The organism is Enterobacter sp. T1-1, assembly GCF_000710795.1.
Classification (GTDB): Bacteria; Pseudomonadota; Gammaproteobacteria; order Enterobacterales; family Enterobacteriaceae; genus Enterobacter; species Enterobacter cloacae.
In genome coordinates this window covers 60,646-85,862 of record NZ_JALW01000040.1, presented here as the reverse complement: position 1 = coordinate 85,862, position 25,217 = coordinate 60,646, and the positions used below count along the sequence as shown (strand labels likewise).

Annotated in this window: 25 protein-coding genes and 1 tRNA gene; 10 read left to right on the top strand and 16 right to left on the bottom strand. The window is 56.0% G+C overall.

Annotated elements, in window-relative coordinates; translation table 11 throughout:
* The 4 genes from AK59_RS0113930 to AK59_RS01000000123770 form a co-directional block, all read left to right on the top strand.
* Positions 1 to 2,218, top strand: a 2,218-nt coding sequence (locus AK59_RS0113930) for a phage tail tape measure protein (RefSeq protein ID WP_029883058.1), incomplete at its 5' end; no start/stop codon positions are given.
* A 12-nt stretch (positions 2,219 to 2,230) separates the two neighbouring features.
* Positions 2,231 to 2,695: a phage tail protein gene (locus AK59_RS0113925; protein WP_029883057.1), complete on the top strand. Its 465-nt coding sequence runs from the start codon at positions 2,231 to 2,233 to the stop codon at positions 2,693 to 2,695.
* On the top strand, positions 2,692 to 3,864 hold the full coding sequence (locus AK59_RS0113920; protein WP_029883056.1) for a phage late control D family protein: 1,173 nt from the start codon (positions 2,692 to 2,694) through the stop codon (positions 3,862 to 3,864). Before AK59_RS0113925 ends, AK59_RS0113920 begins: the two co-directional genes overlap by 4 nt.
* A 62-nt stretch (positions 3,865 to 3,926) precedes the next feature.
* Positions 3,927 to 4,145 carry a DNA-binding transcriptional regulator gene (locus AK59_RS01000000123770; RefSeq protein ID WP_032618577.1) on the top strand — a complete coding sequence of 73 codons (219 nt, stop codon included), beginning with the start codon at positions 3,927 to 3,929 and terminating at the stop codon, positions 4,143 to 4,145.
* Between the two features lie 146 nt (positions 4,146 to 4,291).
* Here the strand turns inward: AK59_RS01000000123770 and AK59_RS0113915 are convergent.
* Positions 4,292 to 4,367 (bottom strand) — tRNA-Ile (locus AK59_RS0113915).
* Between the two features lie 125 nt (positions 4,368 to 4,492).
* Here AK59_RS0113915 and mug point away from each other — a divergent pair.
* The gene (gene mug, locus AK59_RS0113910) at positions 4,493 to 4,999 is read left to right on the top strand and encodes a G/U mismatch-specific DNA glycosylase (protein WP_020689452.1); all 507 of its coding nucleotides are present in this window, start codon (positions 4,493 to 4,495) and stop codon (positions 4,997 to 4,999) included.
* Between the two features lie 102 nt (positions 5,000 to 5,101).
* On the opposite strand, the gene rpoD is transcribed toward mug, so the two are convergent.
* The 3 genes from rpoD to rpsU form a co-directional block, all read right to left on the bottom strand.
* Complete coding sequence (rpoD, locus tag AK59_RS0113905) at positions 5,102 to 6,949, bottom strand: RNA polymerase sigma factor RpoD (RefSeq protein ID WP_013098777.1); 1,848 nt, start codon at positions 6,947 to 6,949, stop codon at positions 5,102 to 5,104.
* Positions 6,950 to 7,114: 165 nt separating this feature from the next.
* Positions 7,115 to 8,860: a DNA primase gene (gene dnaG, locus AK59_RS0113900; RefSeq protein WP_014833324.1), complete on the bottom strand. Its 1,746-nt coding sequence runs from the start codon at positions 8,858 to 8,860 to the stop codon at positions 7,115 to 7,117.
* Positions 8,861 to 8,976: 116 nt separating this feature from the next.
* Positions 8,977 to 9,192: a 30S ribosomal protein S21 gene (gene rpsU, locus AK59_RS0113895; protein WP_001144069.1), complete on the bottom strand. Its 216-nt coding sequence runs from the start codon at positions 9,190 to 9,192 to the stop codon at positions 8,977 to 8,979.
* Between the two features lie 236 nt (positions 9,193 to 9,428).
* On the opposite strand from rpsU, the gene tsaD reads away from it, so the two are divergent.
* Positions 9,429 to 10,442, top strand: a complete 1,014-nt coding sequence (gene tsaD / locus AK59_RS0113890) for a tRNA (adenosine(37)-N6)-threonylcarbamoyltransferase complex transferase subunit TsaD (protein WP_013098775.1) — start codon at positions 9,429 to 9,431, stop codon at positions 10,440 to 10,442.
* Between the two features lie 31 nt (positions 10,443 to 10,473).
* Here the strand turns inward: tsaD and AK59_RS0113885 are convergent, their stop codons facing one another.
* Positions 10,474 to 11,154, bottom strand: coding sequence for a LuxR C-terminal-related transcriptional regulator (locus AK59_RS0113885; protein WP_029883055.1), 681 nt, complete (start codon positions 11,152 to 11,154; stop codon positions 10,474 to 10,476).
* A 417-nt stretch (positions 11,155 to 11,571) separates the two neighbouring features.
* Here AK59_RS0113885 and AK59_RS0113880 point away from each other — a divergent pair, with 417 nt between their 5' ends.
* The gene (locus tag AK59_RS0113880; protein ID WP_231501498.1) at positions 11,572 to 13,497 is read left to right on the top strand and encodes a S8 family peptidase; all 1,926 of its coding nucleotides are present in this window, start codon (positions 11,572 to 11,574) and stop codon (positions 13,495 to 13,497) included.
* A gap of 33 nt (positions 13,498 to 13,530) precedes the next feature.
* On the opposite strand, the gene ureG is transcribed toward AK59_RS0113880, so the two are convergent.
* From ureG to plsY, 9 genes are all read right to left on the bottom strand, one after another.
* On the bottom strand, positions 13,531 to 14,148 hold the full coding sequence (gene ureG / locus AK59_RS0113875; RefSeq protein WP_013098772.1) for an urease accessory protein UreG: 618 nt from the start codon (positions 14,146 to 14,148) through the stop codon (positions 13,531 to 13,533).
* A 9-nt stretch (positions 14,149 to 14,157) separates the two neighbouring features.
* Entirely contained in the window at positions 14,158 to 14,832 is a 675-nt protein-coding gene (locus AK59_RS0113870; protein ID WP_013098771.1) for an urease accessory protein UreF, read from the bottom strand.
* Positions 14,832 to 15,371: a HupE/UreJ family protein gene (locus AK59_RS0113865; RefSeq protein WP_020689458.1), complete on the bottom strand. Its 540-nt coding sequence runs from the start codon at positions 15,369 to 15,371 to the stop codon at positions 14,832 to 14,834. The genes AK59_RS0113870 and AK59_RS0113865 overlap by 1 nt, the downstream gene beginning before the upstream one ends.
* A gap of 9 nt (positions 15,372 to 15,380) precedes the next feature.
* Entirely contained in the window at positions 15,381 to 15,845 is a 465-nt protein-coding gene (gene ureE, locus AK59_RS0113860) for an urease accessory protein UreE (protein ID WP_020689459.1), read from the bottom strand.
* A 9-nt stretch (positions 15,846 to 15,854) separates the two neighbouring features.
* Positions 15,855 to 17,558, bottom strand: coding sequence for an urease subunit alpha (ureC, locus tag AK59_RS0113855; protein ID WP_029883053.1), 1,704 nt, complete (start codon positions 17,556 to 17,558; stop codon positions 15,855 to 15,857).
* Positions 17,551 to 17,865, bottom strand: a complete 315-nt coding sequence (locus AK59_RS0113850) for an urease subunit beta (protein ID WP_013098767.1) — start codon at positions 17,863 to 17,865, stop codon at positions 17,551 to 17,553. Before AK59_RS0113850 ends, ureC begins: the two co-directional genes overlap by 8 nt.
* 10 nt (positions 17,866 to 17,875) lie before the next feature.
* Positions 17,876 to 18,178, bottom strand: coding sequence for an urease subunit gamma (locus tag AK59_RS0113845; protein ID WP_003862556.1), 303 nt, complete (start codon positions 18,176 to 18,178; stop codon positions 17,876 to 17,878).
* A 10-nt stretch (positions 18,179 to 18,188) separates the two neighbouring features.
* Positions 18,189 to 19,016, bottom strand: a complete 828-nt coding sequence (locus AK59_RS0113840) for an urease accessory protein UreD (protein WP_029883052.1) — start codon at positions 19,014 to 19,016, stop codon at positions 18,189 to 18,191.
* A gap of 690 nt (positions 19,017 to 19,706) precedes the next feature.
* On the bottom strand, positions 19,707 to 20,321 hold the full coding sequence (plsY, locus tag AK59_RS0113835; protein WP_013098765.1) for a glycerol-3-phosphate 1-O-acyltransferase PlsY: 615 nt from the start codon (positions 20,319 to 20,321) through the stop codon (positions 19,707 to 19,709).
* Between the two features lie 107 nt (positions 20,322 to 20,428).
* On the opposite strand from plsY, the gene folB reads away from it, so the two are divergent.
* Together folB and bacA are read left to right on the top strand one after the other, a co-directional pair.
* Positions 20,429 to 20,797 (top strand): bifunctional dihydroneopterin aldolase/7,8-dihydroneopterin epimerase, encoded by a 369-nt coding sequence (gene folB, locus AK59_RS0113830; RefSeq protein WP_013098764.1) that lies wholly within the window; start codon positions 20,429 to 20,431, stop codon positions 20,795 to 20,797.
* Positions 20,798 to 20,903: 106 nt separating this feature from the next.
* On the top strand, positions 20,904 to 21,725 hold the full coding sequence (gene bacA, locus AK59_RS0113825; RefSeq protein ID WP_014833310.1) for an undecaprenyl-diphosphate phosphatase: 822 nt from the start codon (positions 20,904 to 20,906) through the stop codon (positions 21,723 to 21,725).
* Between the two features lie 10 nt (positions 21,726 to 21,735).
* Here bacA and AK59_RS0113820 read toward each other — a convergent pair whose 3' ends face one another.
* Positions 21,736 to 22,977, bottom strand: a complete 1,242-nt coding sequence (locus AK59_RS0113820; RefSeq protein WP_023620520.1) for a multifunctional CCA addition/repair protein — start codon at positions 22,975 to 22,977, stop codon at positions 21,736 to 21,738.
* 61 nt (positions 22,978 to 23,038) lie between these two features.
* Positions 23,039 to 23,659 (bottom strand): TIGR04211 family SH3 domain-containing protein, encoded by a 621-nt coding sequence (locus AK59_RS0113815; RefSeq protein WP_013098761.1) that lies wholly within the window; start codon positions 23,657 to 23,659, stop codon positions 23,039 to 23,041.
* 238 nt (positions 23,660 to 23,897) lie between these two features.
* Between AK59_RS0113815 and AK59_RS0113810 the strand changes: the two genes are divergently transcribed.
* Positions 23,898 to 25,199: a CYTH domain-containing protein gene (locus AK59_RS0113810; RefSeq protein WP_029883051.1), complete on the top strand. Its 1,302-nt coding sequence runs from the start codon at positions 23,898 to 23,900 to the stop codon at positions 25,197 to 25,199.
* The last annotated feature ends 18 nt before the right edge of the window (positions 25,200 to 25,217 follow it).

The following is a 25,217-nucleotide window of genomic DNA, read 5'->3' as shown; positions in this document are numbered from 1 at the left end:
AGCACTGGCCTTCCAGTTTAAAAAAACAAAAACCCCGACAAAAGCGCGGGCGCGCGCGAGGGAGGCGGCAAAGAAATCCGCCGCTGACCTGCAGCTCAAATATAACGGGCTCAGGCAGTCGGTACAGCGCCAGCGCACCGAGCTGGCGCAGGCCGGGATAAACACCCGTACGCTGTCGGCAGACGAGCGACGCCTGAAAACCAGTATCAGCGAGACAACCGCACAGCTTAACCGGCAGCGTGAGGCGCTGGCGCGTGTCAGTGCGCAGCAGGCGAAATTAAGCCAGGTGAAAGAGCGATATAAATCAGGCAAGGAGCTTGCGGGAAATATGGCCGCAGCAGGGGCTGCCGGTGTAGGTATCGCTACTGCAGGAACGATGGCCGGGGTGAAACTCCTTATGCCTGGCTATTCGTTTGCACAAAAAAACTCTGAGCTGCAGGCGGTGCTCGGTGTTGAGAAACAGTCACCCGAAATGGAGGCGCTGCGCAAACAGGCGCGCCAGCTCGGTGACAATACAGCCGCGTCTGCAGACGATGCGGCGAGCGCGCAAATTATCATTGCGAAAAGCGGCGGGGGTGCCGAGGCGATTCAGGCGGCGACGCCGGTCACATTGAATATGGCGCTTTCGAATCAGCGCTCAATGGAGGAAAACGCCGCCCTGCTGACGGGGATGAAATCAGCGTTTCAGCTTTCCAACGACCAGATCGCACACATCGGTGATGTTCTCTCGATGACGATGAACAAAACCGCTGCCGACTTTGACGGGCTGAGTGATGCGCTGACCTATGCCGCGCCAGTGGCGAAAAATGCCGGTGTCAGTATCGAGCAGACCGCCGCAATGGTCGGCGCATTGCACGATGCCAAAATTACCGGCTCGATGGCGGGAACGGGTAGCCGTGCAATCCTGAGCCGCCTGCAGGCACCGACCGGTAAAGCGTATGAAGCAATCAAAGAGCTCGGTGTCAAAACCTCTGACGATAAAGGAAACACGCGCCCGATATTTTCCATCCTGAAGGAAATGCAGCGCAGTTTTGAGAAAAACAATCTCGGTACCAGCCAGCGCGGCGAGTACATGAAAACCATCTTCGGTGAAGAGGCTAGTTCGGCTGCAGCGGTGCTGATGACCGCAGCGTCGACCGGCAAGCTCGACAAACTCACCGAGGCGTTTAAAGCCTCGGATGGGAAAACCGAGGAGCTGGTCAAAATCATGCAGGACAACCTCGGCGGCGACTTTAAAGAGTTTCAGTCCGCTTATGAGGCTGTGGGTACAGACCTGTTTGACCAGCAGGAGGGCGCACTGCGCAAACTCACGCAGACGGCCACACGATATGTTTTAAAACTCGATGGCTGGATCACACGCAATAAATCACTCGCGACCACTATCGGTGTTATTGCCGGTGGCGCACTGGCATTGATTGGCATTATCGGCGGAATTGGTCTGGTGGCGTGGCCAGTGGTGATGGGTATCAACGCGATTATCGCCGCAGCGGGTGTGCTGGGAACAGTTTTTACAGTTACAGGCGGCGCGATAGCGACAGCACTCGGGGCAATCAGTCTGCCGGTGATAGCGGTCGCCGGTGCGGTGGTGGCCGGGGCGCTCCTGATACGCAAATACTGGGAGCCAATAAGCGCATTCTTTTCGGGCGTGGTGGAGGGACTTAAAGCGGCCTTTGCGCCGGTGGCGGAAATTTTCGCACCGCTCGCACCGGTATTCGATTCTTTCATGGATAAATTGCGCGGGGTCTGGCAGTGGTTTAAAGACCTGATCGCGCCGGTTAAGGCCACGCAGGATACTCTCGACAGTTGTAAAAATGCGGGTGTGATGTTCGGTAAAGTGCTGGCCGACGCGCTGATGTTACCGCTCAAAAGTTTCAATAAATTGCGCAGCGGCGTTGACTGGTTACTGGAAAAGCTCGGGGTTATCAATAAAGAGTCGAGCGACCTTGACCAGAAGGCAGCAAAAGCCAGCGCCGCAACGGGCTCGCAAAACGAGCCATACATCAGACCAAACGCGGCTTACGGTGGTTTTCATTGGTATCAGCCAGTTCCAGCTCCCGCCGGGAAGACTTACGTCGACCAGAGCAAGCCTGAATATAACATTCACCTGAATGGTGGTATCGCGCCGGGTAGCGACCTCGACCGCCAGCTCCGCGAGGCTGTCGATAAACTCGACCGGGAAAACCGTGCGCGTCAGCGCTCAAGTATGCGTCATGACTGAGGGGGATAAAGCATGTTAATGGTGTTAGGTTTATTTGTATTTGAACGCCGCACTCTGCCGCATCAGTCGATGCAGTATTCGAAGGACTACCGCTGGGCGTCAAATGACCGCATCGGAAAACCACCGGCTTATCAGTATCTAGGGGAGGGCGAAACATCACGCACGCTTTCGGGCGTGCTGTACCCCGAAATCACCGGCGGACGTCTGTCACTGACAGCCATTGAGCTTATGGCCGATGAGGGCAGAGCGTGGCCGCTCATTGACGGTACGGGCATGATCCACGGCATGTATGTCATCGATAAAGTGACCCATACACACACCGAATTATTCAACGACGGCGCGGCCAGAAAAATCGAGTTTAGTCTCTCGCTGAAACGGGTCGATGAGTCGCTCGCGGCGATTTATGGCGACCTGAAAACGCAGGCTGACAATCTGGTGACGTCTGCTGGTAACTGGCTGGGAGGGCTAGCCGGATGATTACGGGGATGAATATTCAGGCCGGGGCAAAGATAGCCCCTGCGTTTATGCTCAAGCAGGATAACGAAGATATTACGCAGGATTTTAGCGACCGATTAATCAGCCTGACCATGACGGACAATCGCGGATTCGAGGCCGACCAGCTCGATATTGAGCTCGATGATACCGACGGGCAAATTGCACTGCCCCCGCGCGGCGCAACGTTAACGCTGTGGCTGGGCTGGCAGGGTAGCGGCCTGATAAAAAAAGGCACTTTTACGGTCGATGAAATCGAGCACCGGGGTGCGCCTGATACGCTGACCATCCGGGGGCGCAGCGCTGATTTTCGCGGGTCGCTGAACTCCCGAAGGGAACAGTCATGGCACGACACAACGCTCGGCGTCATTGTTGAGACCATCGCGGCACGCAATAAGCTGGAGGCCAGCGTGGCCGACACGCTGAAAGCGATCCCCGTTCCCCACATTGACCAGACTCAGGAATCCGACGCGGTGTTTCTGTCCCGCCTGGCTGACCGCAACGGTGCGTCAGTATCGGTGAAAGCGGGGAAACTGCTATTCCTGAAAGCCGGGAGCGGTAAGACGGCCAGTGGGAAATCCATTCCACAGATGACTCTTGAGCGCGGCGATGGCGATCATCATCAGTTTGCCATCGCTGACCGCGAAGCCTACACGGGCGTTACGGCGAAATGGCTTCACACCAAAGACCCGAAGCCACAGAAGCAGAAGGTGAAACTTAAGCGCAAGCCCAAAGAGCAGCACCTGCGAGCGCTGCAGCACCCGAAAGCGACCAAAGCCCCGGCAAAGACTAAAGCCAAAAAAGAGCAGGAAGCGCGTGAGGGTGAGTACATGGTCGGCGAGTCTGACAACGTGCTGGAGCTGACGACCATCTACGCGACTAAGGCTCAGGCCATGCGCGCAGCTCAGGCAAAGTGGGACAAGCTGCAGCGCGGCGTCGCGGAGTTTTCAATCTCGCTGGCCATTGGCCGGGCTGATTTATTTCCTGAAATGCCAGTGGCAGTAAAAGGCTTTAAGCGCGTCATAGACGAACAGGCATGGATAATCAGCCGGGTGGTGCATAACCTTAACGGGAGCGGCTACACGACGGGCTTAGAGCTTGAGGTTAAGGTTTCGGATTTGGAATACACAACGGAGGAGATGGTAGAGGGGTAAGCTTCCAAATTGGTGAATTATTGGGTATCATTTATTCACTAACGGTGAATTGAGGGTGTTGAATGTTCCATTGTCCGAAGTGCAAACATGCGGCTCATGCTCGCACAAGTCGATATCTGAGTGAAAACACCAAAGAACGGTATCATCAATGCACAAACATAAATTGCAGTTGTACCTTTGTGACAATGGAATCCGTGGAGAGATTTATTGTTACACCTGAATGCGTAAATCCAGCGCCTCCGCATCCGCTGCCTACAGGTCAGCGTCAGTTATGGATGTAAAAAAACCCGCTTGAAGCGGGTTTTTTTTTACATCACAGGGGTCATGGTTCCAGACATCAACCGCCATTTCATCGCCACTGCAAATTGAGCCAACAAAAAAGCCACTCATGTGAGTGGCTTAATTAGCTGATTCTATTGCTAAAATTTGGTGGCCCCTGCTGGACTTGAACCAGCGACCAAGCGATTATGAGTCGCCTGCTCTAACCACTGAGCTAAGGGGCCGTGGCGGTGGATTATAATGTAACTCCCCGCAGCAATCCAGCCATTCACACCCGCCTGCTGTTTTTATAAACAACGCATAATCAATCCTTTATACTTCCATGATGATGTATCAATCGGGAGTAAATATGATCAACGATATTCTGGCCCCGGGGCTACGGGTGGTGTTCTGCGGGATCAACCCCGGTAAATCCTCGGCGCATACCGGTTTTCACTTTGCTCATCCGGGGAACCGCTTCTGGAAAGTGATCTACCAGGCCGGGTTTACCGACCGGTTACTCAAGCCTGAAGAGGAGCAGCATCTGCTGGATACGCGCTGCGGGATCACCATGCTGGTGGAGAGACCAACCGTGCAGGCGAGCGAAGTCAACCTGCATGAGCTGCGCACTGGCGGGCGGGAACTGATTAAGAAGATCGAAGACTACCAGCCTGCCGCGCTGGCGATTCTGGGGAAACAGGCCTATGAGCAGGCGTTCAGCCAGCGCGGGGTGAAATGGGGTAAACAGGCCATCACCATCGGTGTGACGCAGGTATGGGTGCTGCCAAACCCGAGCGGACTTAACAGGGCAACGCTGGATAAACTGGTGGAAGCTTACAGGGAGCTCGACGAGGCGCTGGTGGTGCGGGGGCTTTAGGGGCCTCTGCGGCCTGATGCCTCGTCCTGGCCCTCTCTCACAGGGAGAGGGGATAAACAAAAAAAAAGCTCCCGATTGGGAGCTTTTTGCTGTTTACCTGGATTAATCGTCCAGGAAGCTACGCAGCACTTCAGAGCGGCTCGGATGGCGCAGTTTACGCAGCGCCTTCGCTTCGATCTGACGGATACGTTCGCGGGTAACGTCAAACTGTTTACCCACTTCTTCCAGCGTGTGGTCGGTGTTCATATCAATACCGAAACGCATACGCAGTACTTTCGCTTCACGGGCGGTCAGGCCAGCCAGAACGTCGTGCGTGGCAGCACGCAGGCTCTCGGTGGTGGCAGAGTCCAGCGGCAGCTCGAGGGTGGTATCCTCGATGAAATCACCCAGATGCGAATCTTCATCATCACCGATTGGTGTTTCCATAGAGATTGGCTCTTTGGCGATCTTCAGCACTTTACGGATCTTGTCTTCCGGCATCAGCATGCGTTCAGCCAGCTCTTCCGGCGTCGGCTCGCGACCCATCTCCTGCAGCATCTGGCGGGAAATACGGTTGAGCTTGTTGATGGTCTCAATCATATGCACCGGAATACGGATGGTGCGCGCCTGATCCGCGATAGAGCGGGTAATTGCCTGACGGATCCACCAGGTCGCATAGGTGGAGAACTTGTAACCACGACGGTATTCAAACTTATCTACCGCTTTCATCAGACCGATGTTGCCTTCCTGAATCAGATCCAGGAACTGCAGACCGCGGTTGGTGTATTTCTTGGCGATAGAGATAACCAGACGTAAGTTTGCTTCAACCATCTCTTTCTTCGCACGGCGGGCTTTCGCTTCACCGATGGACATACGACGGTTGATGTCTTTGACCTGCTCGATGGTCAGGCCGGTCTCTTCTTCAATCTGCTGCAGCTTCTGCAGACCGCGATGCACGTCTTCTTTCACGTCGTGCAGTTTTTCAGACCATGGCTTGTTCATTGCGATAGCCGCGTTGAACCAGGTTTCGCTGGTTTCGTTGCCGGTGAAGAGGGTGATGAAGTTCTTCTTCGGCATTTTGCACTGCTCAACGCACAGCTTCATGATGATGCGTTCCTGGGTACGTACGCGATCCATCATCACGCGCATGCTGTTCACCAGGTAGTCGAACTGTTTTGGTACCAGGCGGAACTGTTTGAAGACTTCAGACAGTTTCAGGATCTCTTCCTGAGCAGCAGCGTGACTGCGACCTTTGGCTTTGATGGTGTCACGCGTCACTTCGTACTGGGTACGCAGCTCGGCGAACTTCTCACGCGCCAGTTCCGGGTCGATGCTGTTGTCATCATCGGCGCTGTCGTCGTCGCTCTCTTCTTCATCTTCGTCTTCGTCGTCATCCATCTCTTCCTGAGACAGTTCAGAACCGACGTGAGTGGCGGTTGGCGCCATATCTTCTTCAGCGTTCGGGTCGACAAAACCGGTGATCAGATCGGACAGACGCGCTTCTTCCGCTTCAACACGATCGTACTGCTCCAGCAGATAGGTGATCGCTTCCGGGTACTCAGCAACAGAGCACTGAACCTGGTTGATCCCGTCTTCGATGCGTTTTGCGATGTCAATTTCGCCTTCGCGGGTCAACAGTTCAACGGTACCCATTTCGCGCATGTACATGCGGACCGGGTCAGTGGTACGCCCGATTTCAGATTCCACGCTGGACAGAACCTGTGCAGCAGCTTCTTCCGCATCTTCGTCAGTGTTGTTGGAGGTTTCAGCCAGCAACAGATCATCGGCATCCGGTGCTTCTTCCATCACCTGAATGCCCATGTCATTGATCATTTGGATGATGTCTTCGATTTGATCTGAATCGACGATATCTTCCGGCAGATGGTCATTGACCTCGGCATAGGTCAGATAGCCTTGCTCCTTACCACGTTGGACAAGAAGTTTCAGCTGTGACTGCGGGTTTTGCTCCATAAGACGGTATCCACACTTAATTCGTTTGATTGGTGTCGGCGATGGTTTGCCAACCTTTAAAGCGAGGGCGTACTTATATTTTTGCCGCTGCCTCTCAGTGCGGCTGCCGGGGGCTTCCCGATCGATATTCGGCACTTAAGCCGTTAAATACTTTTGTCTTTTTGCTTATTTCTTCGCCAGTTCCTGGTTTATCATCCAGAGCTCCCGGCGTTCTTCGCTGCTCAAACCGTGTGTGCGCTCGCGAGCAATCAACTCTTCCTGGCGCAGCTCGAGCATCGAATCAAACATATGGTTGAGTGAGTCGGTGAACGTTTTTTCTGCAATGTCCTTATCTGCTATATCGTCCCACATCGACAATTTTTCAAGGGTAGCGGCCTCTTTTGTGCCGCGATAATGTTCTAAAAGTTGTCCGGTGGTCAGACCTGGCTGAGACAAACATGTGTTGACCAGTTCTGAAAATAAACCAAGCCCGGGCAATTTTTCGTGGTTCAAACCCGCCAGCGATGGCACTTGCGGTGCAAGTTCGGGGTTTTGGACCAGTAACCCTATCAGTATACGCATGGTTGTGCGTTTTAGCTGAGGCGCGGGGCGAACCGTGCCGTTTTCAGCCTGTTTTGGCATTAAACGTTCAAGCTGGCTGTCATCCAGAATGCCGAGCTTGTTGCCTAACTCCTGACGCAGATAGATGCGCAGCGTTTCGCCGGGCACCTGGCTGATTAACGGCAGCGCCAGCGTGCTGAGCTGCGCGCGCCCGTCAGGGGTACTCAAATCAACCTGCGGCATCAGGCTGTTAAACAAGAACGTGGAGAGCGGCTGAGCCTGCTCCATCCGCGCTTCAAACGCCGCTTTGCCCTCTTTACGCACCAGCGTATCCGGGTCTTCACCGTCGGGCAGGAACATAAAGCGTAACTGCCGCCCGTCGGTCATATAAGGTAGCGCAGTTTCCAGCGCACGCCAGGCGGCATCGCGCCCTGCGCGGTCACCGTCGTAGCAGCAGATGACGTTGTTGGTCACCCGAAACAGCAGCTGAATATGATCGGCCGTGGTGGACGTGCCCAACGAGGCCACCGCGTAATTGATGTCATACTGCGCCAGCGCAACGACATCCATATACCCTTCGACGACGAGAAGGCGCGGAGGTTCCGCATTTGCCTGCTGCGCCTCATAAAGGCCGTAAAGCTGGCGGCCCTTATGGAAAATGTCGGTTTCCGGGGAGTTGAGGTACTTGGGCAGGGCATCACCCAGCACGCGACCACCAAAACCAATCACCCGGCCACGCTTGTCGCGGATCGGGAACATCACCCGTTCGCGGAAGCGGTCGTAGCTTCGTCCCTGGTCGTTGGTGACCAGCATACCTGCGTCGATCAACGATTTACGATCTTCGCTATTGCCGCCAAAACGCTTTAACACGTTGTCCCAGCCGGGCGGGGCGTAACCAATAGCGAAACGCGCAATGACATCGTCGCTCAGTCCGCGCTTGTTCAGATACTGACGCGCAGGCTCAGCCGCAGAATGCTTAAGAGACTGTTGGTAAAACGAATTCAGGCCATCCATCAGTTGATACAGCGTTTGACGCTGATGGCGCTCTATCTGGCTTGGTCCACTGCCCGCTTCATACGGCACTTCAAGGTTGTGCATCGCCGCCAGCTCTTCGACGGTTTCAACGAACTCGAGCTTGTCGTAGTTCATTAAAAAATCGACGGCATTACCGTGTGCGCCACAGCCGAAGCAATGGTAAAACTGCTTTTCACCGTTGACGGTGAAGGAGGGGGTTTTTTCGTTATGGAAAGGACAGCACGCATGGTAGTTCTTGCCCTGCTTTTTCAGCTTTACCCGCGCGTCGATAAGATCGACGATGTCGGTTCTTGCCAGCAGGTCATTGATGAAAACGCGTGGGATTCGTCCGGCCATATGCCCCAAAAGTTTTTAGCAACTCATAAACGAAAACAAGCCGCGCATTCCTTCCGGAAGCACGGCCTTACGACTATTACTCTGTCTGTCAATTGAGGACTGTCGCCCTCAATGGATTAGTACAGACGAGTACGGCGTGCGTTTTCGCGAGCCAGTTTCTTCGCGTGACGTTTCACTGCAGAAGCTTTAGCGCGCTTACGTTCAGTCGTTGGTTTTTCATAGAACTCACGACGACGAACTTCAGCCAGAACACCTGCTTTCTCGCATGAACGTTTGAAGCGACGCAGTGCTACGTCGAACGGCTCGTTTTCACGTACTTTAATTACCGGCATGTAACTCTCACCTTTGATAAATTCGGTTTGCCGCTGGCATCAACGCCAGCTTATTTCAAAATGGTGCGGAATTTTACTGCAAATGCTGCTGCTTTGTAAAGCACCGACGCGTTTTTGAAAGGGACTTTTATAAGGGGGAAGAGTATACACGAGCGGATGTCCTGGGGCGAACAAAGTTTTACATCAACCCGCCCAGGCTCTACACTGCGCGGTACTGAAACGAGGTAAAACAAGTCATGCGTGTACTGGGTATTGAAACATCCTGCGATGAAACCGGCATCGCCATTTACGACGACGAAAAAGGGCTTCTTGCCAACCAACTGTATAGTCAGGTGAAATTGCATGCTGACTACGGCGGCGTCGTGCCTGAACTGGCCTCTCGTGACCACGTACGTAAAACGGTTCCCCTGATTCAGGCGGCGCTGAAAGAGGCCGGCTTGAACTCAACTGATATTGATGCCGTCGCCTACACGGCAGGCCCGGGTCTGGTCGGCGCGCTGCTGGTCGGTGCGACGGTGGGCCGTTCCCTGGCCTTCGCGTGGGATGTTCCGGCCATTCCGGTTCACCATATGGAAGGGCATCTTCTGGCACCGATGCTGGAAGAGAATCCACCCGAATTCCCGTTTGTGGCGCTGCTGGTCTCTGGCGGCCATACCCAGCTGATTAGCGTGACGGGTATTGGCAAGTATGAGCTGCTGGGCGAGTCGATTGATGACGCTGCCGGAGAAGCCTTCGACAAAACCGCTAAGCTGCTGGGTCTGGATTACCCGGGCGGCCCGATGCTCTCGAAAATGGCGTCGCAGGGCACGGAGGGGCGTTTTGTCTTCCCGCGTCCAATGACCGACCGTCCGGGGCTGGATTTCAGCTTCTCCGGCCTGAAAACCTTCGCCGCCAATACCATCCGCAATAACGATGACAGCGAGCAGACCCGTGCGGACATCGCTCGCGCATTTGAAGATGCGGTGGTCGATACGCTGATGATCAAGTGTAAACGCGCGCTGGATCAGACCGGCTTTAAGCGCCTGGTGATGGCGGGTGGCGTCAGCGCTAACCGTACGCTGCGTGCGAAGCTGGCGGAGATGATGCAAAAGCGTCGCGGGGAAGTGTTTTATGCGCGCCCGGAATTCTGTACCGATAACGGGGCGATGATCGCCTACGCCGGGATGGTGCGCCTGAACGCTGGCGCAACGGCGGATCTGAGCGTCTCCGTACGTCCACGCTGGCCGCTGGCGGAGCTGCCGGAAGCTTGACCGACGCTCCCGTCTTAGCGGCGGGAGACGTTTACATTCCGATCTCAAACATCTGGTTCTTGATGATCAAAGAGTAAAGCTGGCAATCGTTTTGTACGTCCAGCTTTTCCATCGCCCGGACCTTATGTGCGCTGACCGTTTTGATGCTTAAATGCATAAACTGTGCAATCTCCTTCAAATTTAACCCCTTACATATCAGGCGCAGCACGTCAATTTCCCGCGGAGAGAGTTTCTCCACGTCCGTCTTTTCATGACGGAAAAGCATATTCACCAGCTGGTTTTCGATATAAATCTCGCCTTTCAGGACCGTGGTAATCGCCTGGCTTAAGGTTTTCTCGTTGATATCACGTGATAAGTACGCTCTGACTCCTTCCTTTAGCGCCTGACGGATAAGCGTGGCGTTTGCATAGGGCGAGAGCAGGATAATATTAAGCGCAGGATAGGTCTGTTTAAGCCATCTCAAGAGCTTCAGCCCGTCCATTCCCCCGAGCGGAGGGCGGCTGAGGCTGGTTGTCAGCGAATAGCCAAGTATAGCGATATCCGGATTATGCTGACCAAGAAGCGACTGAAGTTCAGCGGAGGCCGCTGCCTCACCGATCAGAACGCACCTCTGATCCATGCCAACGGCGGGTAACGAGAGGGACTGCATCATGGAGGATAAGCCGCGTCGAATTAACGAGGATTCTTCAGCGATAACGATTTTAATGTCCATAATGATGCGTCGTATTAACCCTTTCATGAAATGGCGGGGTCAACGGCGGTTGGAGCACCTCGCAAGATATAATGTTATTAAAATTCATTTTGCGGTAAAGTCGCAGCAGCAACGAGAATATTTTTAACGCCGACGGCTCTTGATTATTTCATAATGATTAAGCTTTACGTTTTTTGTATCTAAGTGTATCGTTGCATTGCGAAATATAAATTAACGCAGTATGGAGTTTTCTTAATTATTTAGAGAAAACTCTGTTCATCAGAGTAGGCCACTCTTATTCTTCGCGGTCCGTGTGTCAGTGATACTGAAAAAGGAAAAATTTCAATTCACACAGGAACCGTGATTATCATGAAAAAAAGCGCTTTATCTCTTTTTATTTGTGCAGCAATTTCATTCTCTGCTGCGGCTGAAACTCTGGTGCAAAATGAATTTGCACAGGATAATGCCACCTACACCGCAATTGTGCTCAAGCTAAAACCGACCACAGGTCTGTTAAAAGCCACAAACAATAAAATTACCTTGAGCGATTCTTCCCTGACAACCACAAATATGTTCCGTCCGACTAACTTGCGTAGTTCTACTCAGTCCTCTGAATTGACGGAGCTTAATAAACGCTATGGTTTTGACCGTTATCTGCGCATCGAGTTACCGAAAGATAAAAGTCAGGATAAAACATATATTAACCATATTATCACCGAGCTTGAACAAAATCAGAACGTAGAGTTTGTGTACCCGGAAGCCGAGCCGGTATCGCTGGATGACACGGCCCTTACGCCACAGTTAAAGTCCTCACTGAATGATAATTTAACGTCTGCTGCCATTCCGGATTTCCGCAATAAGCAGGATTATCTCAAAGCGCCGGACGTTAAGCGCACCGGTTATTATATGGGGGGCGTCAACCGCGACAGTGTTGATCGCTATGCAGGCAGTGCGGGTGAAGGGGTAACGATTATTTCGGCGGAGATTGATGCCTGGAATACCAGCCATGCCAACTTACCGCCGATGAGCCTCAGCTCTGGCAAGACGACGTATGTTGCAAACAATGATCACGACACCGCTTCAGTGGGGATTATGGCGGCGAAAGATATGGGCACCGGTATTCGCGGTTTAGCCTGGAAAAGCCGGATGGGGTATGCGGCCTCCGCGAGTAATAACCTCTATAATTTAATCCCCCAGCTAAAAGCGGGTGATGTGGTGCAGATCGGGATACAAGTTGCGGGGGGTTATCCATCGGGTTGTCAGAAGGATTGCTGGGTCGCAATGGAATCCCAGACCGCCTATTACGATATTATTAAGGCGCTGACCGACAAAGGTGTTCACGTTATTGAGGCAGCAGGTAACGGGAATATCAATATGGACAGCCCAGGGTTCCGGGGGGAGTATGACGTGAATGTCCGGGACTCCGGGGCTATTCTGGCGGGTGCGTTTTGTGCGAAAGACGGTAAAAAAGCGTCGTTCAGCTCCTATGGCTCGCGCATTACCAGTTCTGCCTGGGGCTGCTGGGATGTGGTGACCACCGGTTATGGCGATCTGTATAAAAACGCTGGCGTTAACGATTCCTATACCGCGACTTTTGCCGGAACCTCTTCCGCGAACCCGATTATTGCGGGTGTGGTAGCAAGCCTGTCAGGCATCGCCAAAGCCAACGGTATTACCGTGACACCGCGTCAGATGCGTCAGATTCTGGCGGAGACCGGTACGCCGCTGGCGAACGGGGATTCGGCAAAAGTGGGGACACAGCCTGACATGGAGCGCGCGGTAGCCCGTATTATGGCGCTGAAAGACGGTAACACCCCTGTCGCTCCGGCCCCAACCGCTGCGGCAGGCGCGGATTACACCATGGTCTCCCCGACCACGGGCGTGAGCACCTACCCGCTGGATGGCAGCAAGAGCCTGAATGCCAAATCCTATAACTGGAGCGTGACAAAAGGGGCGGAAACTTTCTCGCTGGAGGCGAACCTGAACGGCACGCTGGTGAAGAGCGTGGATAGCGCGCATGCCTATGCCGTTATTCCTGCCAACAGCGAAGGAGAAGCGGTCTTCACGCTGACCACAACCGGCGCGGATGGCCGGACCGCGACGGACAGCATGACCATTAAGGTCACTAAGCCGGCGGTACCCGAGAAAGACGACACCCCGGAAAAAGACGATACGCCGGTAAAACCTGCCGCACCGGCCTATAACGCCAAAATCGCTTACCCGACCAAATGCACCAAAGTCTCTTACAACGGTAAAATTTGGTTCAACCAGTGGTATGTCAACCCGGGTCAGGAAACCCCGGGAACCGGCGGCCAGTGGGGCGCGTGGCGCGAGCAGGGTTCTTCCAGTAACAGCTGTAAATAACCCTCACGGCCTGGCATTGCGCCAGGCCTTTTTTCAGATCCGCAGCATCCCTTTCTCTTCCAGAAACGCAATAATCGTTGCCAGACCGTCACCCGCTTTCAGGTTGGTAAAGGTCCACGGACGCTCGCCACGCATGCGGTTGGTGTCGCGCGCCATCACCTCCAGCGAGGCACCCACGTACGGCGCGAGATCGGTTTTGTTGATCACCAGAAAATCGGATTTGGTGATCCCTGGCCCGCCCTTGCGCGGGATCTTCTCCCCTTCGGCGACGTCGATCACGTAGATCGTCAGATCCGCCAGCTCCGGGCTGAAGGTCGCGCTCAGGTTATCGCCGCCGCTTTCGACGAAGATCAGATCCAGATTGCCGAACTTCTCGCTGAGCGCTTCCACCGCGGCCAGGTTCATCGAGGCATCTTCGCGAATGGCGGTGTGCGGACAGCCGCCCGTCTCTACGCCCACAATGCGCTCCGGCTCAAGCGCGCCCGCTTCGGTCAGAATGCGTTGATCCTCTTTGGTGTAGATATCGTTCGTCACTACCGCCAGATGATACGTGTCGCGCATCGCCTTGCAGAGCGCTTCCAGCAGCGCGGTTTTGCCCGAACCGACCGGGCCGCCCACGCCAACGCGCAGGGGATGTTTGTAATCAGCCATGTTGCATCCTCAGGAACGGAATAACCGTGAATATTGTGTTTCGTGGCGGGCAGAGGCGATGGCGGAAAGCGGCGTCGCCGCGCCCAGTGCCTCATCGTCACGTAAAAATGCCTGTTCAAACCCGGCGGCAAAATGGTCGCTGAGTTCAATAATCAGCTGTTGTGCGGCCTGTTGCCCAAACGGTACCAGCTTGACGCCAGCCATTACCGCGCTCTCAATCCAGCTGTAGCCCAGACTCAGGGCCAGCTCGTGCGCGCTAATACCCCAACGCACGCCAAGCCACGCCATGCCGCTGAGCTGGCTTTGCATAAACAGCGGCTGCCAGAGGGGCGGGCAGTCCGGCTCCCAGCTTTTGATGAGCCGCGTAAAGGCGGCGCCGCGATTGCGTTCTTCTTCCCGCAGTTCACGGGTTTCCCGACAGGCGAGCAGGTATGACGTCCAGCGTTTTGCTGCCGCCAGATCGCCCTCTTCACAGGCCCGGTAGAGCCGGGCAAAAAGCGGCAGGTCGACGCAGAAAAAGCTCTGCTCCATCTGCAGGGTTTGCCAGTTTTTGAACGCCTCTGCGTCGGTAACCCAGCCTGTCTCGACGGCCCACTCCAGCCCCTGCGACCAGGTAAACGACCCGACCGGCAGGCTGCTACTGGAGAGCTGCATCAGACGCAGCCGCTGGCGGGCGAGTTCCATCAGCTCATCAGCGCCAGCAGGGCAGAGACGATAAGCCCACCGCCAAAGGTTTTACGCAGTCCGTCGTGGCGGCGCAGCAGTAACCCGGCGGCGAAGCTGGCGCACAGCACCGTGGCGCTGGCCAGCATAAAGCCGCTGGTGAAGAGCCAGAAGCTGTGGCCGGACATCTCCACCCCGTGCGCCCAGCCGTGGAACATCGCCAGGGCAGGCACCGCCAGCAGTAGACGATTTTCAGTTTTAAACATCATCACGCCGCAGACGCCCAGCGAGGCGATAATCAGCATCTCCATGCCGCTAAAGCCGCCGAGCAGGCTGCCCGCAATGGCACCGACAAGCATCATCCCGAGAGTGGCAAAAGGCAGCAGCAGCTTGCGGCCGCTCAGCGCGGAGAGCACGCCCGCACCGGCAAGCATCAGCAGATGATCAAGTCCGGTCAGCGGGTGGAAAAAACCAGCATGGAAGCTGTCGGCACCGTGTCCCGGATGTGCCAGTGCAGGCAGGGAAAAGGCCAGCAGTAACAGGGGTAAATACTTACGCATGATTAATCCTTAATGTGAATGAGCGTGAGAGTGGCTATGGCTGTGGGCCTCGCTGGTGTAGGCCCCTGCTTCAGGTTCAAACGGCAGGCTGGCGAAGGTGACCGCCAGCCCAAACTGGCGCAGCATGTCGTCGAGGACGTGATCGTGGTGATAGCGCAACTCGCCGGGCATGATTTGCAGCGGCACGTGGCGGTTGCCCAGGTGATAGCAGGCGCGGGCGAGGAGGAACGGATCGTCGCAGCGCACCACGGAGACGGACTCCGGGGCGGCAATCACTTCGATGACTTCGCTGCCGTCTTCGTTACAGAGCAGGTCGCCGCCGCGCAACAGTAAACCGCGCGGCAGCATGAGCCCGGCTTCGCGCCCGTCATTCAGCGCCACGCGGGCACGGCTTTTCACCCGCACGTCAATCGGCAGCGTGACGCTGGCGGTAATCGGATGCGCATGGTCCAGGCGTTGGGTTAAATAGATCATCATCACTCCTCAAAACAGGAAATAGCGTTGCGCCATCGGCAGAACGTCAGCCGGTTCGCTGGTTATCAGTTCGCCGTCGACGCGCACTTCATAGGTTTGCGAATCGACGGTGATATTTGGCTGCAGGCCGTTGTGGATCATGTCGGCCTTTTTCACCGTGCGGCAGCCTTTGACCACCGCCGTGGCGCTCTGCAGGTTGAGCTGTTGCGCTATCCCCTGCGCGTCCGCAGCCTGCGAGACAAACGTCAGCCGGGTGGCGTGACGCGCGGCACCCAGTGCGCCAAACATCGGACGATAATGGACCGGTTGCGGCGTGGGGATAGAGGCGTTGATATCGCCCATCGGAGCGCAGGCGATCATCCCACCCTTGACGATGGTGGCGGGTTTCACGCCAAAGAACGCCGGGGACCAGACCACTAAATCCGCCAGCTTGCCCGCTTCGATGGAGCCCACTTCATGGGCGATACCGTGCGTCAGCGCCGGGTTAATGGTGTATTTGGCGATGTAGCGCTTCACGCGAAAATTGTCGTTATCGCCAGTCTCTTCCGGCAGTGCGCCGCGCTGCACCTTCATGCGGTGCGCCACCTGCCAGGTGCGGAGAATCACTTCGCCCACGCGGCCCATCGCCTGGGAATCAGAGGAGGTCAGCGAGAATGCGCCGATATCGTGCAGCACATCTTCCGCAGCGATGGTTTCCCGGCGAATACGCGATTCGGCAAAAGCCACATCCTCGGCGATATCCGGGTCGAGGTGGTGGCAGACCATCAGCATGTCGAGATGTTCATCGATGGTATTGACCGTATAGGGCAGGGTCGGGTTGGTGGAGGAGGGCAGAATATTCGGGTGCGCACAGGCGGTAATAATATCCGGCGCGTGGCCGCCACCGGCCCCTTCCGTGTGGAAGGTATGGATGGTGCGCCCGCCGATGGCTGCCAGCGTGTCTTCGACGAAACCGGATTCGTTCAGCGTGTCGCTGTGCAGCGCCACCTGGATATCCATCTCTTCCGCCACCTCCAGCGAGCAGTTGATGGCCGCAGGCGTTGCGCCCCAGTCTTCGTGGATCTTCAGCCCGATGGCCCCGGCGGCTATCTGCTCGCGCAGGGCATCCGGGTTAGAACCGTTGCCTTTACCCAGCAGGCCAATATTCACCGGCAGGGTATCGGCAGCCTGCAGCATGCGGGCGATATACCACGGCCCCGGCGTGCAAGTGGTGGCGTTGGTCCCTGCCGCGGGACCTGTACCGCCGCCGATCATCGTCGTGACGCCGGAAACCAGCGCCTCTTCGGCCTGCTGCGGGCAGATCCAGTGGATGTGAGTGTCGATCCCGCCAGCGGTGACGATCTTCCCTTCGGCGGCGATCGCTTCTGTGGCGGCACCGATCGGGATCGTCACCCCGGGCTGAATGTCCGGGTTGCCGGCTTTACCGACGGCGAAGATCCGCCCGTTCTTCACGCCGATATCCGCTTTCACGATCCCCCAGTGATCGACAATCAACGCGTTAGTCAGCACCAGATCCACGCAGTCATCCGCGGTCATCTGCCCCTGGCCCATACCGTCGCGGATCACTTTCCCGCCGCCAAATTTGACCTCTTCGCCGTAGACGGTGAGATCGTCTTCCACTTCGATCCACAGCTCGCTGTCGGCTAAACGCACTTTATCGCCGGTGGTGGGGCCGAACATATCGGCATAAGCCTGGCGCGAAATCTCAGCCATTTTTCACTTCTCCCATCACGTCACCCCGGAAACCGAAAATGCGTTGCGCCCCGGTGACCTTCACCAGCGTCACTTCGCGCTTCTGGCCGGGTTCGAACCGCACCGCGGTGCCTGCCGGGATATTCAGTCGAAAGCCCCGGGTGGCTTCCCGGTCAAATTTCAGCGCCGGATTCACCTCGTAAAAGTGATAGTGCGATCCCACCTGGATAGGCCGGTCGCCGTGGTTTTCGACGATGATAAGCCGGGTTTCTCGCCCGACGTTGAGGGCAATATTGCCGGACTGGATCTGGTATTCGCCTGGGATCATCACGCGCTCCTTACACGATCGGGTTATGCACGGTGACGAGTTTTGACCCGTCCGGGAAGGTGGCTTCCACCTGAATATCCGGGATCATCTCCGGTACGCCTTCCATCACCTGGTCACGCGTCAGGACGTGACGGCCCGCTTCCATCAGCGAGGCGACGGTTTCGCCATCGCGCGCGCCTTCCATAATGAAGGCGCTGATCAGCGCGACCGATTCCGGGTAATTGAGCTTTACCCCGCGCGCAAGGCGGCGTTCGGCAACCAGCGCGGCGGTGAACAGCAACAGCTTGTCTTTTTCTCTGGGGGTCAGTTCCATAACGTTTCTCTTATGTCTGCCAGATACGCGGCGAACAGGCGGTTTTGGTGGTGAGAAGCGGGCGAAGCGACTGCCAGATATCACGCATCACCCGCTGGCAAATCAGGTTGTCATGGGAGAGAAAACGCACCGACAGCAGATCGTCAGTGAGCGTCGCCCCGGCAAAGGTATTCAGTGGTGCGAGCAGCTCACGCGCCGTGTCGAGGTGCGTTTCTCCGGCCGGATAGAACAGCAGCGTGCCGAGCCACGGCTGCCCGGCAACAGGGGTAAGATCGCCATCGCTGATATGCTGACGCTCAATCAGACGTGGCTCGTCATCCACCCAGACCTCAAGGCGGCTCTCCAGCGTGCCGTGGCTGAAGGTCTCGCCGATCACCGGGCGACCCAGACAGTACAGCTCCCACGCCAGCAGCGTGCTGGAGGCCTTCAGGTGGAAGACGGAGCGCAGCGCGGCATTGGCGCCGGGAAAGATAATGGTGTCCTGCGGCAGCCACTCCAGCGTGGACGCCTCATCGAGATAAAAGTGCTGGTTAAGGCGGGCCTGTGGGCCGCTGCTGCGATAGAACTTACTGGCGCCGGGCATGGTGATAAGCGCGTGGCTATTGGCGTCCAGACTTACGGTAATATCCAGCCTGTCACCGCCCACCACGCCACCCGGCGGATGCAGCAGGTAAAGGTGGCAGGTTTCCCCTTCGGGGTAGAATGGACGCTGTACCGTGAGCGGCCCGACGTGGTGCGCGGCATGGAGGAGGGTTTTCTCAGGCGTGTGGCAAAACCGCAGGTCAAGCGAGGCCTGCCAGCCTTTGTACGAACTATCAGTGACCTGAGTTGCTAACATGGTGCTTCCATTCGCGCGCCCGGGAGATACGTTTCAGTATGCCCTGGCGGAAATGAAGGCTGTCATATGAGTCGCTTATGGATGGAGGCCTGTATTTTGGGGCTGCGGTGGAAGGGTTCCGTTCACTATAGCTTTTCTGCTTTATGGGTATCCCGCTGCGGTGAACGTGTTAAGGGGGCTCCCGCCGCCCCCTTAACAATCCCGGCTCCCGGCAAAGAAAATCGCCGCTGCGCGGTCCCTTCGGCTTATTCCCTCCGGCTATCGGGTCGGGCGTGATCCTACATCCATGTAGGTCACGCCCTCTTGGCGCATCCATGCGCCTCGCCCCGGCCTGCGGTCAACGCCTCAGCGATTTTCAGCCGGATCAGGCGTTTCCTCAACCTTCTCAGCAGTTTGAATGTGGCACGGGTGTTGAGTCCCCGCTGAAATCGGCGAACCGGAGACCGGATGACAAGGGCTGGACGCCAGGGATGGCGGCCAGAGGCGAATCGAGACAGGATGTCGAGTTGAGCCGACCGCAGGCAGCGGGTCGTGAGGTGAGCGCAGTGCGAAGCACCGATTTCGTCGCGGGGCCGCGGGGATTGATAAGGGGGCCGCGGTGGCCCCCTTATCACGTTCACGGGTTCCGGAACATCATATTCTGTTGGTCATAAAGTGAACGGAACAATTCCACTAAAAGTAAATAAAACCCTACCGCGTCTCTCTCTTCTTCCGCTTTAACCGCGCCCAGATTTTCGTCTCCTGACGTCGCCACAGACGCTGAATATTATCGTGATGACGCAGCAGGATAAGGCAGGAGAGCATCGACACCGGGAAGGTGAACTGGGGTTTAAACCACCAGACATAGAACGGGGCAATCAGCGCGCTGACGATGGCGCCCAGCGACGAATAGCCGCTCAGAAGAATAGTCAGCAGCCAGGTGCCTGCCATTACGCCGGTGAGATCCCAGCCGATGGGCGCGATGGCACCAAAGGCCGTCGCGACGCCTTTGCCACCTTTAAAACCGAAGAATACGGGCCAGATGTGACCGACACAGGCGGCAATGGCAATAAGCCCCAGCCAGAACGGGGTCACGCCCAGCGCATACGCGCCCCAGACGGGTAACATCCCTTTCAGAACGTCAAAAATCAAAACCGCTACGGCTGCTCCCTTGCCGCCAATTCGTAGTACATTGGTCGCTCCCGGATTCCCGGAGCCACTTTCGCGCGGGTCAGGTAACCCGGCAATGCGGCAGACCAGAATGGCGCTGGAGATTGAGCCGCAAAGGTAGGCGAGGAGAATCATTCCAGGCGCGATTGCACTCATAACGCTGTTCCGTTTTGAAAATGTATCTGTATTCTCAGCATCTGTGGATAATACGCATAATTCACCGGAAGTGGTATCCGGTTTAGCCAAAAAGCAGGCAGGTCGTGATGGATATTGTATTTATAGAGCAACTTTCGGTAATCACCACTATTGGTGTTTACGACTGGGAACAGACCATCGAGCAGAAGCTGGTGTTCGATATCGAAATGGGCTGGGATAACCGCAAGTCGGCAAAAAGTGATGACGTGAATGACTGTCTGAGCTATGCCGACATCAGTGAAACGGTCATCGCCCACGTTGAAGGGCAGCGTTTTGCGCTGGTGGAGCGCGTGGCGGAAGAGGTGGCAGAGTTACTGCTGACCAAATTCAACTCGCCGTGGGTGCGCATTAAGCTGAGTAAGCCGGGTGCGGTGGCGCGTGCCGCCAATGTGGGGGTCATCATTGAGCGTGGCACAAATCTGAAAGGAAAGATTTAACGTCATAATAGCTAAACCATTTTAGGTTATATCGGTCTTAAAGCTGTATCTTTCACGGTAGCTGTTGGGGCGACCGTTTTTTTTATATTTTTTTAGGGGTTTATAGATGAGCGATATGCACTCGCTGCTGGTGGCGGCAATTCTGGGTGTGGTCGAAGGATTGACGGAGTTTTTGCCGGTTTCCAGTACGGGCCATATGATTATTGTTGGCCACCTGCTGGGTTTTGAAGGCGATACCGCAAAGACGTTCGAGGTGGTCATTCAGTTGGGGTCCATTCTGGCTGTGGTCGTGATGTTCTGGCGTCGTCTGTTTGGGCTGATCGGCATCCACTTCGGGCGTTTGCCACAGCGTGAAGGAGAGAGCAAGGGCCGCCTGACGCTGATTCATATCCTGCTCGGGATGATCCCGGCTGTGGTGCTGGGGCTGGTTTTCCACGACACCATCAAATCGCTGTTTAACCCGATTAACGTGATGTACGCGCTGGTGGTCGGTGGTTTCCTGCTGATTGCGGCGGAAGTGCTGAAGCCAAAAACGCCGCGCGCAGAAGGTCTGGACGATATGACGTATCGCCAGGCCTTTATCATTGGCTGCTTCCAGTGTCTGGCGCTGTGGCCGGGCTTCTCCCGTTCAGGAGCAACGATTTCCGGCGGGATGCTGATGGGTGTAAGCCGTTACGCGGCATCTGAGTTCTCGTTCCTGCTGGCGGTGCCGATGATGATGGGCGCCACCGCGCTGGACCTCTACAAAAGCATTGGTTTTCTCACCACGGGCGATATTCCGATGTTCGCCGTGGGCTTTATCACCGCCTTTATCGTGGCGCTGATTGCCATTAAAACCTTCCTGCAACTGATTAAGCGTATCTCGTTTATCCCGTTCGCGATCTACCGCTTTATCGTCGCGGCTGCGGTTTACGTGGTCTTCTTCTGACCGACTGCCCTCAGTCTTTTGGCTGAGGGCAATGCTTTTCCTTCCACTCTGATACCGCCTGAATCCGCCGTTTCGTCAGCTCTTCGCGAATTTCCGGGCCTTTAAATCCTGCTTCGACGACCTCTTTGGTTGGCACGGCTTTGGCCACCTCCCACGCGGCGCGCAGCAAACGCCCCTGCGGATAGTCGCACGCTTCGAACCCGGTGCGCCCGCGCACGTCAGCCTCGCTGGTGAGCGCGATCTGCTCGACGCGCTGGGGTTTACGCCAGGCGTCGATGTTATCGAACAGCTTAACGATGGTGGCCGGTTTCAGGATCGGGAAGGTGTGGATAAGGTCGTGGAATTCAGCCACCAGTTTCGCCAGATCGCGGATCTCGTTAGGCACCCGCAGGCGCTGGCACAGCCCCTCGACCAGCTTCACCCCAGCCGGGCCGTGCCCGTGGTGACGAGGCCAGAACTCTTTTGGCGTTAAGCCTTTACCGAGATCGTGGCACAGCGTCGAGAAGCGCACGTCCACCTCCGGGCTGAGCATGGCCGCCATACTGAGCGTCATCAGGGTGTGCACACCAGTGTCGATTTCCGGGTGCCATTTCGCCGGGGCGGGTACACCAAACAACGCGTCTATCTCCGGGAACAGCACCTTCAGGGCGCCGCAGTCGCGCAGCACCTGGAAAAAGACCTGTGGATTGCGGGTGGTGAGGGCGTTCTCCGTCTCTTTCCAGACGCGTTCTGGCGTCAGGTGTTCAAGCTCACCCGCCTCGGTCATGGCGGTCATCAGCGCCATCGTCTCATCGGCAATACGGAAACTGAGATGGGCGTAACGTGCGGCAAAGCGCGCCACGCGCAGCACCCGGAGCGGATCTTCCGAAAACGCCGGGGAGATGTGACGTAAAAGACGGTTGCGCAGATCGTCCTGGCCGCCATAAGCATCAACGATCTGGCCGTTCTCGTCCTGCGCCAGCGCGTTGATGGTGAGATCGCGACGCAGGAGATCCTGCTCCAGCGTGACGTCGGGCGCGGCATAGCAAGTGAAGCCAGTATAGCCGGAACCGGATTTACGCTCCGTACGCGCCAGGGCGTACTCTTCCCGGCTTTGCGGATGGAGGAACACGGGAAAATCGCGGCCTACCTGCTGGTAGCCCGCGTTAAGCATCTCTTCGGGGGTGGCGCCTACCACCACCCAGTCTTTATCTTTGACCGGCAGACCTAACAACGCATCACGTACCGCACCACCGACCAGATAACTCTTCACGCCCTACACTCCCGTTTTCTCTTTTGGCAAGATAATACGTAAGTCTGGCAGAGAAGACGAATTAGTTCATCCAGCGGTCTTTACGTTTACGGCTTGGGATCAGGTGTGGCAGAACAAGACCCAGCACCAGGCCGACGCCCAACACGCCACCGCCATACATAAACCACTGCATGATGATGGTGCGCTGTTTGTCATCGAGCTGCAGATTAGCGGCATTCACCTTCTTCTGCGCCACAATCAGCTCATTTTTCAGTTTCTGGTTCTCTTCTTTCAAACCGTTAATCACGCTGTCGCTCTGCGCGACTTTCTGCTGCATTTCAGCGGTGCGCTGGTTCCAGGTACCGTCAATGTTGTTCAGCTTGTCGGTGAGGGTTTTCACCTGGTTTTCCAGATCCGGCACGCGGGTGCGCAGGCTTGGCACGGTACTCAGCTCTTTCAGGGGGATCCAGGAGGTACGGCCGGAACTGTCGCGAACCTGACCATAATTGGTCTCGGTGTTGGTCTGTAACAGGGTGACTTCCTCGCCGGCATTTACCGTACCCACGAGGCGATAATTATCTCCGGGGCCGCTACGTACCCAGGTGTTCAGTTCGTCAGAAACGTAACGCTTTTCTTCAGCGTGGACCGCAGTCGCGGCGCTAAAAGCGAGTAAAGTAAGTCCAATCAGGCGTAATTTAAGCATATCAGTCGTTATTTTCATAAATAGTGGAACGATAGTAGTGGCATCAGTGTCTCTACGCAAAGGATTCGTCATCAATCAGAATCATCTGTGTCCCGATCGCCGCCGCTGCAAACTTTTTACGCCCGTCAAATTGCTCATTGCGTGGCAATTTGGCGCAAAATACTATGTACTGACAAACAAATGGCGAGGAAGTTCGCCTTCATCGACGCGTCTGTGACGCACGCAAAAGTACAAGGCTATGGCACAAGAGATCGAATTAAAATTTATCGTCGAAAAAGACAGCGTTGACGCGCTCCGCCAGCATCTGCAAACGCTGTCCGGCGAACACCATGAACCCGTACAGCTGCTCAATATCTATTACGAAACGCCGGACAACTGGCTGCGTCGTCATGATATGGGCTTGCGCATCCGCGGCGCGAACGGGCGCTACGAGATGACGATGAAAATCGCCGGTCGCGTTGTGGGCGGTTTGCATCAGCGCCCCGAATACAATATCGACATCAATCAGCCAGAACTTGAGCTGGAACGTTTTCCGGCAGAAGTGTGGCCAAACGGCGAACTGCCATCCACCCTGGCAGCAGAGGTGCAGCCGCTGTTCAGCACCGATTTCTGGCGCGAGAAATGGCTGGTAACGGAAGGCAAAAGCCGCATTGAAATCGCCCTTGATTTGGGCGAGGTGAAAGCGGGGGAATACCAGGAGCCAATTTGCGAACTGGAGCTTGAACTGCTGGAAGGCGAGACGAACGATGTGCTGAAGCTGGCGCGTAAGCTAGTGAGTCAGTCAGGCTTGCGTCAGGGCAGCCTCAGCAAAGCCGCCCGCGGCTATCATCTGGCCGCCGGGAATGCGCCACGGGCGCTGAAAGAGACCCCTGTGTTACGCGTAGCCCCAAAAGCCAGCGTTGAGCAGGGCATGGAGGCGGCTCTGGAGCTGGCGCTTTCGCAGTGGCAGTACCACGAAGAGCTCTGGGTGCGTAATGTGAAAAACGCAAAAGCCCACGTCCTGGCCGCCATCGGTCTGGTTCGTCATACCCTGATGCTGTTTGGCGGCATCGTGCCTCGCAAAGCAAGTGCTCACTTACGCGATCTGCTGACGCAAACTGAAGCGCTGATGCTCTCTGATGTGTCTGCGCAAACGGCGATCTACAGCCCGCAAACCGCGGCCGCCAAACTGGCGTTGACCGAGTTTCTGGTGACGCGCGGCTGGCGCACCTTCCTGGACGCGAAAGCCCAGACCAAAATCGCAGAAAACTTCAAACGTTTCGCGGATATCCACCTCTCCCGCCATGCCGCAGAGCTGAAAACCACCTTTGCTTATCCGCTGGGTGACCAGTACGGCGACCAGCTGATCCGTCTGACGCGCAACATCGACTGCATGCTACTGCTGTCGGGTGCCTATGATGACGTCAAAACGCAGGCATGGCTGGAAAACTGGCAGGGGCTGAAACATGCCATCGAAACCCGTCAGCATATTGAGATTGAGCATTTCCGCAACGAGGCCATTTCGCAGGAGCCATTCTGGCTGCACAGCGGAAAACGTTAACTCTGGCAAGGAACCCCT

What these genes read in the sequence shown, in the direction of transcription:
- ureC (WP_029883053.1), bottom strand. Translation starts at nt 17,558, where the DNA reads ATGGCTGAGATTTCGCGCCAGGCTTATGCCGATATGTTCGGCCCCACC.
- AK59_RS0113850 (WP_013098767.1), bottom strand. Translation starts at nt 17,865, where the DNA reads ATGATCCCAGGCGAATACCAGATCCAGTCCGGCAATATTGCCCTCAAC.
- AK59_RS0113885 (WP_029883055.1), bottom strand. Translation starts at nt 11,154, where the DNA reads ATGGACATTAAAATCGTTATCGCTGAAGAATCCTCGTTAATTCGACGC.
- mug (WP_020689452.1), top strand. Translation starts at nt 4,493, where the DNA reads ATGATCAACGATATTCTGGCCCCGGGGCTACGGGTGGTGTTCTGCGGG.
- AK59_RS0113925 (WP_029883057.1), top strand. Translation starts at nt 2,231, where the DNA reads ATGTTAATGGTGTTAGGTTTATTTGTATTTGAACGCCGCACTCTGCCG.
- bacA (WP_014833310.1), top strand. Translation starts at nt 20,904, where the DNA reads ATGAGCGATATGCACTCGCTGCTGGTGGCGGCAATTCTGGGTGTGGTC.
- ureE (WP_020689459.1), bottom strand. Translation starts at nt 15,845, where the DNA reads ATGATCTATTTAACCCAACGCCTGGACCATGCGCATCCGATTACCGCC.
- tsaD (WP_013098775.1), top strand. Translation starts at nt 9,429, where the DNA reads ATGCGTGTACTGGGTATTGAAACATCCTGCGATGAAACCGGCATCGCC.
- AK59_RS0113815 (WP_013098761.1), bottom strand. Translation starts at nt 23,659, where the DNA reads ATGCTTAAATTACGCCTGATTGGACTTACTTTACTCGCTTTTAGCGCC.
- AK59_RS0113870 (WP_013098771.1), bottom strand. Translation starts at nt 14,832, where the DNA reads ATGGAACTCGCCCGCCAGCGGCTGCGTCTGATGCAGCTCTCCAGTAGC.
- AK59_RS0113865 (WP_020689458.1), bottom strand. Translation starts at nt 15,371, where the DNA reads ATGCGTAAGTATTTACCCCTGTTACTGCTGGCCTTTTCCCTGCCTGCA.
- AK59_RS0113920 (WP_029883056.1), top strand. Translation starts at nt 2,692, where the DNA reads ATGATTACGGGGATGAATATTCAGGCCGGGGCAAAGATAGCCCCTGCG.
- AK59_RS01000000123770 (WP_032618577.1), top strand. Translation starts at nt 3,927, where the DNA reads ATGTTCCATTGTCCGAAGTGCAAACATGCGGCTCATGCTCGCACAAGT.
- folB (WP_013098764.1), top strand. Translation starts at nt 20,429, where the DNA reads ATGGATATTGTATTTATAGAGCAACTTTCGGTAATCACCACTATTGGT.
- AK59_RS0113845 (WP_003862556.1), bottom strand. Translation starts at nt 18,178, where the DNA reads ATGGAACTGACCCCCAGAGAAAAAGACAAGCTGTTGCTGTTCACCGCC.
- plsY (WP_013098765.1), bottom strand. Translation starts at nt 20,321, where the DNA reads ATGAGTGCAATCGCGCCTGGAATGATTCTCCTCGCCTACCTTTGCGGC.
- dnaG (WP_014833324.1), bottom strand. Translation starts at nt 8,860, where the DNA reads ATGGCCGGACGAATCCCACGCGTTTTCATCAATGACCTGCTGGCAAGA.
- AK59_RS0113810 (WP_029883051.1), top strand. Translation starts at nt 23,898, where the DNA reads ATGGCACAAGAGATCGAATTAAAATTTATCGTCGAAAAAGACAGCGTT.
- rpsU (WP_001144069.1), bottom strand. Translation starts at nt 9,192, where the DNA reads ATGCCGGTAATTAAAGTACGTGAAAACGAGCCGTTCGACGTAGCACTG.
- rpoD (WP_013098777.1), bottom strand. Translation starts at nt 6,949, where the DNA reads ATGGAGCAAAACCCGCAGTCACAGCTGAAACTTCTTGTCCAACGTGGT.
- AK59_RS0113840 (WP_029883052.1), bottom strand. Translation starts at nt 19,016, where the DNA reads ATGTTAGCAACTCAGGTCACTGATAGTTCGTACAAAGGCTGGCAGGCC.
- ureG (WP_013098772.1), bottom strand. Translation starts at nt 14,148, where the DNA reads ATGGCTGATTACAAACATCCCCTGCGCGTTGGCGTGGGCGGCCCGGTC.